The organism is Nocardiopsis sp. NPDC057823 (assembly GCF_042797335.1).
Classification (GTDB): Bacteria; Actinomycetota; Actinomycetes; order Streptosporangiales; family Streptosporangiaceae; genus Nocardiopsis; species Nocardiopsis changdeensis.
Genome location: NZ_JBHVLR010000008.1, coordinates 177,321 through 191,799, shown reverse-complemented (window position 1 = coordinate 191,799; position 14,479 = coordinate 177,321). Strand labels below are relative to the sequence as shown.

General features: G+C 76.4%; 10 protein-coding genes. All 10 read left to right on the top strand.

The window, feature by feature from the left end:
* Positions 1 to 341: 341 nt before the first annotated feature.
* Positions 342 to 1,355 (top strand): ParB/RepB/Spo0J family partition protein, encoded by a 1,014-nt coding sequence (locus ACFVNO_RS16085; RefSeq protein WP_378893267.1) that lies wholly within the window; start codon positions 342 to 344, stop codon positions 1,353 to 1,355.
* The gene (locus ACFVNO_RS16080; RefSeq protein ID WP_378893263.1) at positions 1,352 to 2,446 is read left to right on the top strand and encodes a thiopeptide maturation pyridine synthase; all 1,095 of its coding nucleotides are present in this window, start codon (positions 1,352 to 1,354) and stop codon (positions 2,444 to 2,446) included. The genes ACFVNO_RS16085 and ACFVNO_RS16080 overlap by 4 nt, the downstream gene beginning before the upstream one ends.
* Positions 2,443 to 3,807: a SagB family peptide dehydrogenase gene (locus ACFVNO_RS16075; protein ID WP_378893260.1), complete on the top strand. Its 1,365-nt coding sequence runs from the start codon at positions 2,443 to 2,445 to the stop codon at positions 3,805 to 3,807. Before ACFVNO_RS16080 ends, ACFVNO_RS16075 begins: the two co-directional genes overlap by 4 nt.
* On the top strand, positions 3,804 to 5,669 hold the full coding sequence (locus ACFVNO_RS16070; protein WP_378893258.1) for a hypothetical protein: 1,866 nt from the start codon (positions 3,804 to 3,806) through the stop codon (positions 5,667 to 5,669). The genes ACFVNO_RS16075 and ACFVNO_RS16070 overlap by 4 nt, the downstream gene beginning before the upstream one ends.
* Complete coding sequence (locus ACFVNO_RS16065; RefSeq protein WP_378893255.1) at positions 5,666 to 7,585, top strand: TOMM precursor leader peptide-binding protein; 1,920 nt, start codon at positions 5,666 to 5,668, stop codon at positions 7,583 to 7,585. The genes ACFVNO_RS16070 and ACFVNO_RS16065 overlap by 4 nt, the downstream gene beginning before the upstream one ends.
* Before the next feature lie 15 nt (positions 7,586 to 7,600).
* Positions 7,601 to 9,340, top strand: a complete 1,740-nt coding sequence (locus tag ACFVNO_RS16060) for an ABC transporter ATP-binding protein (protein ID WP_355266836.1) — start codon at positions 7,601 to 7,603, stop codon at positions 9,338 to 9,340.
* Between the two features lie 168 nt (positions 9,341 to 9,508).
* Entirely contained in the window at positions 9,509 to 9,751 is a 243-nt protein-coding gene (locus ACFVNO_RS16055) for a thiomuracin/GE37468 family thiazolyl RiPP peptide (RefSeq protein ID WP_220560607.1), read from the top strand.
* A 40-nt stretch (positions 9,752 to 9,791) separates the two neighbouring features.
* A complete protein-coding gene (locus ACFVNO_RS16050) occupies positions 9,792 to 12,491 on the top strand; it encodes a lantibiotic dehydratase (protein ID WP_378893250.1) in 2,700 nt (899 codons plus the stop codon).
* On the top strand, positions 12,488 to 13,450 hold the full coding sequence (locus ACFVNO_RS16045) for a lantibiotic dehydratase C-terminal domain-containing protein (protein WP_378893247.1): 963 nt from the start codon (positions 12,488 to 12,490) through the stop codon (positions 13,448 to 13,450). Before ACFVNO_RS16050 ends, ACFVNO_RS16045 begins: the two co-directional genes overlap by 4 nt.
* A 159-nt stretch (positions 13,451 to 13,609) precedes the next feature.
* Positions 13,610 to 14,398, top strand: a complete 789-nt coding sequence (locus ACFVNO_RS16040) for a 2-keto-4-pentenoate hydratase (protein WP_378893236.1) — start codon at positions 13,610 to 13,612, stop codon at positions 14,396 to 14,398.
* The last annotated feature ends 81 nt before the right edge of the window (positions 14,399 to 14,479 follow it).

The following is a 14,479-nucleotide window of genomic DNA, read 5'->3' as shown; positions in this document are numbered from 1 at the left end:
GGACCGGGCCCTGTCCGACGGCCGCACCGCTTTCGGCGGTGCGGCCGCCGGCGTCCTCCGGGCGGCGCGCGGCCCGGAGGACGCCGGGAGTCGGCCGGGCGGCCGGGCCCGTCCCGCGGCGCGCGCACCGCGGTTCAAGGTCGCCGCAAGGTCCGTTCAAGGTCGGGCCGGGAGGATCCTGCCACCGAACGCGAGCCCGTCCACGGCGGCGGGCGTGGCCGGTCGGCCCCCTCACCCCTCGGAGAACGCATGCCCAGCGCTTTCGATCGGACCGCCGACCCCGAAACCCGGAACGCCCCCGGCGGCCGGCTGTCGGCGCGGGAGCGGGCGTGGCGACGGGGATGAGCACCCGGGAACGGCGGTCCGCCGCCCCGGATCCCGTGCTCGCCCGCCTCCCCGTCGAGACCGCCCGGGTCGCCCTGCTGAGGGACGCCCGCTCCCCGCGGCTCGACGGCACCGACCCAGCCCGGGTCGCGCGGCTCGCCGAGATCGTCGACGAGCTGCCGCCCATCGTCGTGCAGCGCCCGGCCATGCGCGTGGTGGACGGCATGCACCGCCTCCAGGCCGCCCGGAGCCGGGGGCGCGCCTCGATACGGGTGCGGTACTTCGACGGGTCGGACGAGGACGCGTACATCCTGGCCGTCCGCCTCAACGTCTCCCACGGCCTGCCCCTGCCCATGCGGGACCGGCTGGCGGCCCTGTCCCGTGTCCTACAGGCGTTCCCCCACTGGTCGGACCGGCGTATCGCGGCGACCTGCGGGGTGTCGCCGGGCACGGTCGCCGCCCGACGCCGCCGTTCAGGTGACGAAAGACTGCACGTGAACATGCGGATCGGCAGCGACGGGCGCCGCCAGCCCCGGTCGGCGGCCGCGGGCCGGCAGGCGGCGGCCGAGTTCATGCGCCACAACCCCGAGGCCAGCCTGCGGGTCGTGGCCCGCCACGCCGGGATCTCCGTGGGCACGGCACTGGACGTCCGCCGCAAGGCCGCGCACGGCCCGACCTGCCCGGACCCGGGAGGCGACCGGCCCGAGCCGGACGCCGCGGCCGCCGTGCTGCGCGACGCCGCGGCCCGGGTCGAGCAGCTCGCCCGCGACCCCTCCCTGTGGGGCTCCGAACACGGCCGGGCGGTACTGCGCCTGGCCTCGGCCACCCTGGGCCTGACGAAGCGGTCCGAAGAACTGGCCGACGGTATGCCCGACCACGCCCGGCGGGCGCTGCACGACGTCGCGCGGGCCTGCGCCCTGGTCTGGAACCGGTGCGGCGACCGGGTCGGCGGCGCCGGAGCGGCCGCACCGCCCCCCGGCGTCCCGGACCGGCCCCACCGCCCGCCGGAAGAGGAGAACGGAGAACCATGATGGACGCCCGGTCGTGGCACAGCATCCACGTCCACCACCACGGCGAGGCCACGTCACAGCTGGTGGCCGAGGCCCTGTGGCCGGTCTCCCGCGAGCTGGAGCGCCGCGGACTGCGGAACTGGTTCGTGCGGCACTGGCGGCGCGGGCCGCACCTGCGCCTCAACGTCGAGGCGGGGAGCGGGGAGTTCCGCGCGGCCCTGCCGATGGTGGCCCAGGTACTGGACCCCTACCTCGCCGCGCTGCCCGCCACAGAGACCGACGTCGGCGCCCTCCTGCCGCTGCACCGCCGCACGGCCGAACAGGAGCAGGAGCCGGGCCCGCTGACCCCGTGGTTCCCCGACAACTCCTGGCACGTCGACGACTACGACGACCGGATGGCGGTGCACCGGACGCCGGAGGCGGCGGCCCTGGTCGCGGACTTCCTGCGGGACGCCAACGAGCACGCCTTCGAGGTCACCGCTGAGGTCGCGGCCGGGGCGAGCCTGCCCGCCGTCGTCTTCGACACCATGGCCGTCCTGGCCGACCGGCTGGTCGACGGCGGCATCGCCGTCGGCTACCTCAGCTACCGGTCCCACGCCGAGGCGTACCTGTCCTACCTGCCCGAACGCGCCCCCTGGCGCCGCGAGTGGGACGACCGCTACCGGTCCCACGCCCGTGCGCTCGCGGACCGGATCGACCGGCTCGTCGGTCCGGGCTCCCCGGGGGACCCCCGGGCGTCGGAGTTCGCGGACCTCATCGCGCGGTACCGGTCGGCCGGGGCGGAACTCTACGAGCGGGGGCTGCTCCCGGCACTGCGGATCGACCCCCTGGACGGCCAGCGGGACGACCCGCGGGCCGCGGACAGCCCGTTCCACCACGCCCTGCTGTCCAGCGGGCACTGGACGACGCGGGTCGGGCCCTCGGCCGACTTCGCGGTGTACCGGCTCGCACTCAACCTGATGTACCTCCAGTTCACCCGGCTCGGGATCACGCCGCACCACCGGCTGTTCCTCTGCCACCTGCTCGCGGAGGCGGTGGAGCGGCGCACGGGGCGGTCGTGGGCCGACCTGATCCGCTCCTGGGACGCCCCCGCCGCCGGAGCGGTGACATGAGCCCGCCGGACACGGGACCGTACGAGACCGTGCGGCTGCGCGGCGGGGTCGAGAGCATGCGCCACCCGCGCGGGACGTCGCTGGTCGACCTCCCCGACCAGGAACCGGTCACACCCGAGGAGGAGGCGGTCGTCCGAACGCTGGTCGACGGATCGCACCGGATGACGGTCCGGGACGACGGCACCGGCGCGCTGCTGGACCGGCTGCGCAGCGGAGGCTGGCTGGCGGTCACCGTCCATGACGCGGACGGCCCCGTCTTCACCGTTGAACCCCACCGCTCGCCCGCCGCGCGGCCCGTCCCGCCGCCTCCCGGGCGGCCGCGCCTGTCCCGTTTCACCGCCGTCCGGGCGTCGGCCGACGGCCTGCTGTGGGTCTCCTCGCCGCGCGCCTGGGCGGCCGTGGTCGTGCACCGGCCCGAGGCCGCCGTGGTCCTGGCCGATCCCGGCGGGGAACGGCGGGTTCCCGGCCTGGACGAGGCGGTGGCCGCCCGGCTGCGCCACGACCTGCTGTGGGCCGGGCTGGCGGTGGTCGGCGACGAGGACGAGGAGTTCCGGGTACGGCAGTGGTCGTGGGCCGACCTGGAGTTCCACCAGAGCAGCCGGGGTTATACACCGGGGTTCAGGCTCGGGCGGACCGGCTGGGGAGCGGAGTACGCCCCGGCGCCTCCCCCCAGGCCCGAGCCCTCCGGGCCAGCGGTCGAGCTGCGCCGCCCGGACCTGGAACGGCTGCGCGGGACCGACCCGCCGTTCACCTCCGTCCTGGAGAGCCGGCGCTCCCTGCGCCGGCACGACCCGCGGAACCCGCTCACCTGCGACCGGCTCGCCGAGTTCCTGTACCGCACCGCGCGCACCGTGCACCGCCGACCGGGTGACGGTATGGAACTCCAGTACCGCCCCTACCCCTCCGGCGGCGCGGCGCACGAGCTGGAGGTCTACGTCGTCGCCGCCCGGGTGGCCGGGCTCGAACCCGGCACCTACCACTACGACGGCCACGACCACCGGCTCGAACTCGTCCGCCCGATGGACGGCCCGGGGCGCCTGCTCGTGGACGGCGTCGGGAGCGCCACCTCGCAGACCGGCGCCCCCCAGGCGCTGCTGCTGATCAGCGCCCGGTTCGAGCGGTTGATGTGGGCCTACGAGGGGCTCGCCTACGCCCTGATCCTCAAGCACGTGGGGGCGCTGATGCAGACGATGAACCTGGTGGCCACCGCCATGGGCCTGGCCGGCTGCGCCCTCGGCACCAGCACCCGGCACGCGTTCGGCCGCCTGACCGGGCTCGACCCGCTGGAGGAGGACCTCGTCGGCGAGTTCCTCCTCGGTGTCCCCGCCGGACCGGCACAAGAAGAAGGAGGCCGCCGGTGAAGCTGCGCCTGCACGACGACGCCTACCTGGCACCCGTCGACGACGGCACCTACATCATCGCACCGCGGGAGCGGACCTGGGTGGGCGGCACGTCGTTCGCCCGCTGGGTGGAGGCGCTGTCGCCGTGGTTGGACGGCCGGTTCACGGCCGCCGAACTCGGCGCGCGGTTCCCGGACACGCACACGCCCGCGCTGGAGGCCGTACTCGGGCGCCTGCGCGACGCGGGCGCCGTGGTGGAGGAGCCGACGGGGCCGCCACCACTCGACTCCCCGGTCCGCGAGCGGTTCGCGCCCGAGCTCTCCTACCTGGCGGCGCACCACGGCGACGCCGCCGCGGCGTTCGGCCGGTTCCGGGACCTCTCCGTGGCCGTGCTGGCCGAGGCCGCGTGGGCGGCGCCCATCCGGGAGCACCTGCGCTCCGCCGGCGTGCTCCGCGTCGACACCCTCCCCCTCGGGGCGGACGGCGCCCGAGCCGAGACCGTCACCGGTCGCGACCTCGTCGTCGCCGTCGTCGCGGACCCGGCGCGGCTGCTGCGGCTCGACGCGCGCTGCGCCGGGTCGGGGACCGCGCTGGCGGCCGTGCTGCCCGACGGGGCCGACCTCTGGCTGCCGCCGATCGCGGACCCCCGCGCCGACCCGGGTGACCCGCTCGCGCCGGCGCGCCCCGGCTCGGTACTCGACCGGTCACCCGGCCCGCGGCCGCCGGTGGAGCCGACCGCGGCCCACCGGGAGGTGGTGGCCGCCGCCGTGGCGCGGTCGGCGTTCCACTGGGCGACCGGCACCGGCACCCCCCGGTGGGAGCGAGATGTCATCCGGATCGGGCCCGACCTCGCCGCGCACCGCCACCACTGCCTCCGGCACCCCCGCCGGCTGCCGGTGCCCCCGGGCGGCGGCGAGGGGGGCCGGGACCGGGTCGCGTCGCTACGCGACCGCCCGGCTGTGGCCGACGCCGAGTTCGCGCGGACGGCGGTCCGCGCCGCCGACGACGTCTTCGGCCTGTTCCGGTACCTGCCCGACGACGGCGCCGCGCAGAGCCCGGTGCACGTCGCCGAGGCGCAGATCCGAGACCCCCTCTCCGACACGGGCTGGGAGGGGGCCGCGGTCGTGCGCGCCGTCGCGTTCGACTACGCGACCGCCCGGATCGAGGCCGCCCGATCGGCGCTCACCTGGTACGCGGAACGGTTCGTCGACCCGCGCCGATTGGTGGACGCGCCGGACGGCCCCCACAGCCTCGTCGCCGGATACGACCTGGTCGCCGACCGCGTCGTACGGGTCCCCGCCGCCGCCGTCTTCCCCCGGCTCAGCGGCCCGGCCGCCGGCACCGCGGCGGCCGCCGCAGGGGAGTCCTGGGACGCGGCCCTGGAGCGGGCCGTGGCCGGGCTTTGGTGGAGCGACCCGCGGCTGGTCGGTGACACCGCCGGACGGCCGGTCCGGGTGGACCCGGCGACGCTCGACGAGGCGGGGCGGCGCTGCGCCCTGATCCTCGCCGAACTCGGCGAACTGCCGCAGGTGTACGACCACGGCGGCCGCCACGGTGTCACGGCCCTGTCGTTCCGGCGCGGCGACCTCGTCCTGGAGCGCACCGCGGGCCCGGCCGGACGGGCCTGGACCGACGGCCTGCTCAGGACCCTTTTCACCGTCCAACGGTGGATCCACGGCGACCTGCGGCGGCCGCCGCAGGCGACCGCGCCCCGGGCCCCCGCGACCGGGGAGGAGGTCCGGGCGGACCCCGCCGCGCCGGACCCCGGCACGGTCCTCGCCGCGCTGGCCGCGGCGGGCCGCACGGCCGTCGTCGTCCCGCTCGACCACGACCCGGCCGCGGCCGCGCTCCTTCCCCACACACTCAAGGTGGTGCTGCTGTGACCTACCCGCTGCCCGGACCGGCCGTCGTCGGACGGGGCCTGATCGCCGACGCGGTCGCCGAACGCCTGGGGGTGTCCGTCCGCCCGGCGTCCGGCGACGCCCCCACCGGTGGTCCGACCGTGTTCGCCGCGGACGGCTGGGCGGACCCCGTGCCCGAGGGGGCACGGGCCCGCGGCCCGTTGCTGCCGGTGCGCACCGAGATCGACCGGCTGGTCATCGGCCCCTGGGAGGTCCCCGGGGAACGGGGGTGCGCGCGCTGCGCGCAGACCCGGTACCGGAGGATGGGTCACTCCGGCGAACAGGCCGCCCGACGGCTCCACAGCGGCCGGCTGGACCGCGCCCCGGCACTGCTCACCGGTCAGGCCGCCCGGCTGGCCGCGGCGCTCGTCGAGGACGACGTCCGCTCCGCCGCACGCGGAACCGCCCCCCGCACCCGCCACGCCGTGCTCTGCGTCGACCTGCGGGACCTCACGGTCACGACGCACCGGGTCCTGCCCGATCCGGCCTGCGAGACCTGCGCGTCCCCGCGGCCGGACGCCCCCGACGACACCCTCGGCCGACCGGTGCCGCGCCCCGCCCACCGTCCCGGGGCGGCCCGCGGCCGCGATCTCCCCGTGGAACTGGAGAGCCTGACCGCGCGCTACGTCGACGCCCGTACGGGCGTCCTACGGCGCCTGCACGACCGCACCGAGGGCGCGCAGATCGTCACCACCGCCGAACAGGCCGGACCGCACCACGGCATGGCCGGGTACGGCCGTTCGCCGCAGCGGCGGACCAGCCGCACCACGGCGATCCTCGAAGGGCTCGAACGGTTCGCCGCCACACCGGCGGCGGGCCGACAGGTCACCGTCGGCTCCCACCGGGAGCTCGCCGACCGGGCGCTGGACCCGCGTACCCTCGGGCTGCACCCGCCGCGGGAGTACGACCGGCCGGGCTTCCCCTACGCGCCGTTCGACCCCGACCGGTCCTACCGCTGGGTGTGGGGGTGGTCCTTCCTGAGGGGCGCCCCGATCCTGGTGCCCGAACCCCTGGCCTACTACGGCCTCGGACCGCACGGGGGCGGCTTCGTCTACGAGATCTCCAACGGCTGCGCCCTGGGCGGCAGCCTCCAGGAGGCCGTCCTCTACGGGGTGCTGGAGGTCGCCGAACGCGACGCGTTCCTGATGACCTGGTACGCGCGCCTGCCCGGCCCGGAGATCGACCCGGCCACCCTGGACGAGGCGGACCGGCTGCAGGCGGCCGTGCTGCGGGCGGAGACCGGCTACGACATCAGGTTCTTCGACATCACGACCGAGCAGGGGATCCCCGCCGTGTGGGCGATGGCCACCGCCCCGGCCGGCTCGACCGGCGCCGCCCTGCGCTGCGCGGCGGGCGCCCACCTCACCGGCGCGCGTGCGGTCCGCGGCGCGCTGTCCGAGCTCGGCGCCGGCCTGTCCTACGCGATCGAGCACTTCGCGCACCCGGAAGTCGCCGCACGGGCGGCCCGGATGGCCGACGACCCGGAGGCGGTGCGCGATATGGAGGACCACCCGCTCCTCTACTGCGAGCCGCGCACCGCCGAACGGCTGGGCTTCCTCACCGGCCTCGCCCCCACACGCCCGGTCGGCGACGTCGGCGTCCGAACCGGGGAGTTCGCCGACGACGACATCGACACCGTGATGCGCGCCGTCGTCGGACGGTACCTCCGCGACGGCCTCGACGTCGTGGTGGTCGACCAGACCCCCGACGAACTGCGGGAGGCGGACCTGCACTGCGCCAAGGTGCTCGTCCCCGGAACGCTGTCCATGACCTTCGGCCACCGCAACCGCCGCACCACGGGCCTGCCGCGGCTGCTGGAGGCGCGCCGGCGCCGCGGGCTCGCCGACCGCCCGATGCGCGAGGACGAGGTCAACCCCCACCCGCACCCGTTCCCCTGACTCCGAGGAGCCCACGTGACGACGTCCACCGGCGCCGCCCCGCGACCCGCCTGGCGGGCCGTCCTGGGCCGACTGCGCCCCTATCGCGGCGGGGCGGCCGTCGGCATCCTGCTCTCCCTGGCGGCCTCCGCCGGCGGACTGGTGCTGCCGCTGCTGACCCGACGGCTCATCGACCGGGTGGCCGACGGCGGAGACGTGACCGCCCCGGTACTGATGACCGTCGGCCTCCTGGCCGGCGGGGCCGTGGCGGGCGCCTTCGGCTGGTTCCTCCTGGACCGGATCGCGATCACCCTGGTGCGGGACGCCCGGCGGTCCCTGCTGTCCCGGCTGCTGCGCGTGGACGCGCGCACCGTCGACCGGCTCCAACCCGGCGACCTGCTGGCCCGCCTGACCACCGACGCCGCGGCACTGCACATGCTCGCCGTCGAGGTGCTGGCCGGAGTCGGCACCAACCTGCCCGTGATCGCCGTGGCGATCACGCTGATGGCCTACCTCGATCCGGTCCTGCTGGCCGTCACACTGGCCGTCTCGGTCGCGGCGGGGGTGATCATGCACGTGCTGTCACCGCGTGTCCAGCGGTCGAGCCTGGCCGCGCAGGAGGCGGTCGGCGCCATGACCGCGGCGATCGAACGCGCGATCGGCGCGATCCGCACGATCCGGGCGAACGGCGCCGAGGCCGCCGAGGAGGCCCACCTCCACGCCGCCGTCGGGCTGGCGTGCACGGAGGCGGTCCGGACCTCGGCCTGGAGCACCGTCGCCGCGAGGGCCACCGGCATGACGTTCCAGTTGGCGTTCGTGGCCGTGCTCGCGGTGGGCGGGGCCCGGGTCGCGACCGAGCAGCTGACGGTCGGCGCCCTGGTCGCGTTCCTGCTCTACGTCTTCTACCTCGTCATGCCGATGCAGAACCTGGTCGGCGCGGTCGCCGCGTACCGGGTCGGGATCGCGAGCGTGACCCGGATGGGCGAGGTGCTGGAGTACCCGGCGGAACCGGTCCACCCCGCGCCCGGCACGGTCCGCGGCGGGGCGCCGCTGGACGTGCGGTTCGCGTCCGTCCGCTTCGCCTACCGGCCCGGGGAGGAGGTGCTGCGGGCCCTGTCGTTCACCGCTCCGGCCGGCGCGGTGACGGCGATCGTCGGCCGCTCCGGAGCCGGCAAGTCCACCGTGCTCGACCTGATCGAACGCTTCTACGACCACTCCGCCGGGGAGATCCTCCTCGGCGGCCGCGACGTGCGCGACTGGCCGGTCGCCGAGCTGCGGCACGCGATCGGCTATGTGGAGCAGGACAGTCCGGTCCTCGCGGGCACGCTGCGCGACAACCTCCTGCTCGGCGCCCTGAATGCGGGCGAGGCCGAGATCCGCGAGGTCCTCGGACGGGCCCGGCTCACCGACCTCGTGGCGGGGCTCCCCGAAGGGCTGGACACCGTCGTCGGGCACCGGGGGAGCACGCTGTCCGGCGGGGAGCGGCAGCGTGTGGCGATCGCCCGGGCCCTGCTGCGCAGGCCCAGACTGCTGCTGCTCGACGAGGCGACCTCGCACCTGGACGCGGAGAACGAGGCGGCGCTGCTGGAGTCGATCCGCGACATCGCCGGTACGGCGACGGTGGTCGTCGTAGCGCACCGCTCGTCCACCGTCCGGCTCGCCGACCGGATCGTCGTCCTGGACGGCGGTGCCGCGCGCGCGACCGGAGACCACGAGGAACTCGCGGCCGGAGACGCGCTCTACGCCGAGCTGGTCGCGACGCGGCTCACTCCGTAGCGCTCGCCACCCTGCCCGCACGGCCTCCCCGCCGCCGTTCCACCGGCGCGGGGAGGCTTCGTGCTGCCCGCCCGTCGCCTGGTTGAACACGATTGACCGGGACCGGCGGCCTGGGGATCCTTCCTTGCAGCAAGCCCGACCGCGGGCTTGGCAAGGAAAGGAGGAACCATGGCGACCCAGCGGAACGCGGCGCGATTCGACATCGACGATCTTCCCGTCGACGTGTTCGACCTTGTGGCCGACGGCACCGTGGGCGAGTCGCTCGCCGCCGGCCACGGCATGACCGAGTACGACGCCTCGCGCGCCTACATCACCTGCAACTGCTACGCGAGCTGCACCTGCGGAGGCAGCTGCGGCAGTGGCGGCGGTGGCTGCGGCGGCGGCAGTGCCGCGCCGGACAGGCCCCTCTGATCGATCGGTCCCGTGTCGCTGCGGAAAGGAAGGTTGCAGGGTGGAGCCTCCACCGACGATGTACACGCACGGTGATGCCGCAGCGGCCGTGACGGATCCGGTGCGGCCCGGCCCGGCGGTGTTCCGCCGGGCCGGGCTGCCCAGCGGGGTCCTGGACACCCTCCGTTTCCCCTCCACCGGCCGGGCCGTCGACGAGATCCTCGCGCGGCGGTCCGCCGTGGCCGAGCGGGGCCGGTCCGCGGCGGACGCCCTGCACCCGGTCATCGGCGCCCTGCCCGAGCGGGAGCCCCTGCGGCCGCGGCTCGTCGGACTCCGCCGGGCGCTGTACCGGGGACGCCGGCCCACGGCCAAGGAATGGGCGCCCGACCTCGCCGACCGGTTGCCTGCCGGGCCGGCCCGCGACATCCGGCGCTGGCTGGCGGACCTGGACGGCCTCCGGTCGGCCGAGGCGTCGCTGGAGCGCGTCCTCGACGCCGAGGCGGCCGAACGCCGGGACCTGCTGGTCGGGACCGCCGCCGACCCGGCGTTCCGGATCGGCCTGGACGTCTCCAGCCCCGCGCTCGCCGCGGAGCTCGACAAGTGGCTCGGGGATCCGGCGCGCTCGCCCCGGCCGCGCACCGTGTCCACACTCGCCCGCTACGTGGCCCGGGCCGCGGCCAAGACGAGTCCGCTGAGCGCCTTCCTGACCAGCGGGCCGGTCGAATGGGCGGCCGACGGCCCTGCGGTGGCGGTCCACCCCCGGCAGGCCCTCGGCGTCCACGAGCCGGCCGAGCACGGGCTCAGGGAGAGGATCGCGGAGCTGGCCGCCTCGCGGCCCGATCTCCGCGATGAGGCGGTGCTCAGGCTCAACCCGACCGCCGAGCGGGACGGCGGGACGATCGGCTACATCGGCCCCACGGCCTCCCAGGCCCCCTGCTCGATCCCCGCCCGCCCGGCGGTGCTCGACGTCGTCGCACTGCTCGGGGCCGAGGCGGCCGGACTGTCCCGCCGGGAGCTGCGCCGGCGCCTGTGCGGCGGTGGCGCCGAACCGGCCGAGCGGGTGGACGCCTTCATCGACCACCTCCTCAAGGCCGGGCTGCTCGTCCGCGTCGTCCCCGTGTCCCGGTTCGAGACGATGCTCGGCGACTGCGCGGCGTGGCTGGACGACCGCCACCCGGCCGACCCCGGAGCCCGAGCACTCGCCGACGACCTGCGGGAGCTGGACCGGACCCTCTCGACGCGGGTGCCGCTGGACCGGGTCGAGCCCTACCGGGAGCACCGGCGGAGGGTGATCGGACAGGTGCGGGGACTCGCCGCCCACGCACCGGCCTCCGACCCGCTGGGGGCGTACCTCGCCACCAGGACGATCAACGGCCTGCGGGACAGCGCCGTGACCCCTGGACCGCTGGCGTCCTGCTCGGTCCCCGCCTGGGAACCGGTCCTGGACGACCTCGACGCGCTGCGGCGGTGGCTGGCGCCCTTCGCACTGTGGCTGCCCGCCCGGCTCGTGCTGACCGAGCTGTTGGGCGAGGCCGTCGCGGCACGCGGGACGATGCCGCTGGTCCGCTTCTACCGGGAGCTGCAGAAGGCCCGGAAGGCGACCGGCGACATCTACCGGGAGCTGAACGCGTGGCTGGCGTCGCCCACCGCCATGTCGGCCCGGGAGAGCGCGTGGGAATCCGTGCGCCGGCTGGCGGGCGTGTGCGATGCGGCCACCGCCGCCATCGCCCCCTACCCGGTCTCGGGCCCGGTGCCCGCGCCCACGGGCGCCCCGGCCTGGCCGGAACCGGTCGTGATCGGAACGGAGCGGCTGCGCACCGCCGCGGCGGGTTTTCCCGCGTGGGTCCCGCCGGTGCGCTCCCTCGACGCCGCCGTTCAAGTCGTGCCCGGCGACGGGCCCGGGCCGGCCGTCGTGGTCAACACGGTCATGCCCGGATTCGGGGCCGTACGGGCCCGGATCGACCACCTCACCGACCCCGGCCGGCTCCAGGCGCCCCCTCGCTTCCCGGACCTCCCGGGAGGCCCGGTCTACGCCTGTTTCAGCGACCGGTTCGGCCTGTCGCTCAACGACCACCGGCAGGTGCTGCCCTACACGCTCGGCGACGCCCCGATGCGAGTGCCGGGCGACCGCGACACGACCCTGGCGGTCGAGGACCTGCTGGTGCGCGTCGAGGAGGAGACCGGGCTGCTGGCCCTGTGGTCGCGCCGCCACCGGCGGCCCGTGCGGGTGGTCCACACCGGCATGATGGTGTCCCTGTGGCAGTACCCCTTCTCCCACCTGCTGTCGATCCTCTCCGGTGAGGTGCTCACACCCGCACCGGCTCCGCCCGTCACCGCCGCGGCCGGCCTGCGCCGCGACCGGCCGCGGCTGACCGCGGGAGGGCTCACCCTCGTCCGGGGCGCCCGGCGCTTCCCGGTGTCCGAGGTCCCCGTGATCCGTCCCGGGGAGCGGAGCGGACAGTACCTCCTCCGGCTGGAGGAGTGGCGCCGAACGGAGCGGCTCCCGCAGCGGTGCTTCCTCACGCTGTGGCGGACCTCCGAGGAGGGTCCGAGGCCGGCGTCGACGAAGTGGCGCAAGCCGATGTACCTCGACTTCGGGAGCTGGTTCCTGGTCCAGGGCCTGGTCGGCGTGCTCCAGCGGCCGGACGCGGGGGCGGTCGTGTTCACCGAGGCGCTCCCCGACCCCCTGGCGCCGGGATCCGGCCCGGACCCGCACGTCGCGGAACTCGTCCTGGGCGTGAGCGGGGACGGACGGCCGTGACACGACCGCACCACGCAGGCGGGGGGAGTCCGGCGCCGGCCCCGGAGCCCCGTTCGTGGCTGGGCGTCCACGTCTTCTACGACGGGGACCTGGACGCGGTGGCCGGCGACCTCCTCGGCGACATCACGGCCCGGCTGGCCGCCGAGGAGGCGGCCGAGGGCCTGTTCTTCCTCCGGCACTGGGAGGCCGGGCCGCACGTGCGGATCCGTGTCCTGCCCGGACCGCGCCGGACCGGCGACGCCCGGCGCATCGTCACCGGCGCGGCGGAGGCGTTCCTGGCCCGGCGTCCGGCGCCGTCCCTGGTGGGACAGGCCGAGTACGAACGGTACGCGCCGGCCTTCGCGGCGGCCGAGGAGGCGGCCGGGTACGAACGCCGCCGACGGCCGAACAACTCCCTCGCCGAGATCCCCTACCGGCCGGAGACCGGCAAGTACGGCACGGGCGCCGCCCTGCACGCCGTCGAGGACCACTTCGTCCGGTGCAGCGCGGTGGTGCGGGAAGTCATCAGCGCCGACCCGCAGGGCGGGCGGCGCGCCGCGACGGCCTTCGCCCTGCTGGCGCTGGCCTGGTGGACGGCGCCGTCGTCGGGTGACGCCCCATCCGCACCGGTCTCCCCGCCGCGCGGGGTCCCCGAACCCGCCGCGGCCCCGGCCGACCTGTACCACCGGCGGCGCGACGCGCTCCTGGACACCCTGGCCAGGACGCGGGACCTCGCCGCGGCGGCGCGCGGCCGCCCGGCGGGCACCCTGGGCATGTGGGCGTGGTCGGTCGCGGCGGCCGTCGACGGTCTCCGCGACCCCGCGCGGGCACGGCGGGTCCTGGACCAGTGCGCCCACCTGGCGTGCAACCGCCTCGGGCTGGACGCGTCCCGGGAGCTCACCCTGCGCCGCCTCCTCCACCTCGCGGCCGCCGACCACTTGTCGGCCGGCCGGTCCGGCGGCCCCGCGTCCGCGACATGACCCGGCCGGGTGCCCGCCCGGAACCCCGGCGGGCAGGGCGTTCCGGGCGGAGCGGTCGCCACGGTACGGTGAGGCGACCCGGCCGAGGAGCCCCGGGGCGGGGGACGCCCTCCGGGGCCGCGAGACCGGCCGTGCCCGCGTCGCGGAGAAGGAGACCGAGTGACCCTGGACGAGAAGACACGGCGCGAGGCCGCCCGGGCGCTGCGCGAGGCGGACCTCTCCGTCCGCCCGGTGGAGCCCCTGAGCCGGACCTACCCCGGCCTGGACGTCGCCGACGCCTACGACATCCAGCTGCGCAACATCGCCGCCCGGGTCGGGGAGGGCGCCCGCACGGTCGGCTACAAGGTGGGCCTGACCTCCCGCGTCGTCCAGGAACTGCTGGGCGTCGACGAACCCGACTTCGGCCACCTGCTCGACGACATGGTCGTCGAGGACGGCGCGACCGTGGACGCCTCCCGGTACTGCGCCCCGCGGGCGGAGCCGGAGATCTGCTTCCGCCTCGCCCGGGGCCTGCGGGGCCCGGGCGTGACCGCCGCGGACGTGCTGGCCGCGACCGACGCGGTCGCCCCCGCGCTGGAGATCGCGGACAGCCGGGTCCGGGACTGGGAGATCACCCTCGTCGACACCGTCGCCGACAACGCCAGCGCCGGCGCCCTGGTGCACGGCCCCTGGACCCCCCTGTCCGAGGTGCCCGACCTCGCCGCGCTCACCGCCGAGCTGTACATCGACGGCGAGAGCGTCGCCCGGGGCGAGGGGAAGGCCGTGCTCGGCCATCCCGCCGAGGCCGTGGCCTGGCTGGCCGACGGCCTGGCCGGTATCGGGGCCGCCCTGGAGCCCGGGCAGGTGGTCCTGTCCGGCTCCATCACCACCGCCCCCTTCGTCACGGCGGGCCACCGCGTCGAGGCGCGCTTCGACGCCCTCGGTGCGGTCTCGGTGTCCTTCTCCTGAGACGCCCCGTGAGCGGACGCCCGGCCGCGGCCGCGAGGGGCCGCGGCCCGGGCGCTCTTCCGGCCCGCGCGGTCCGGGCCG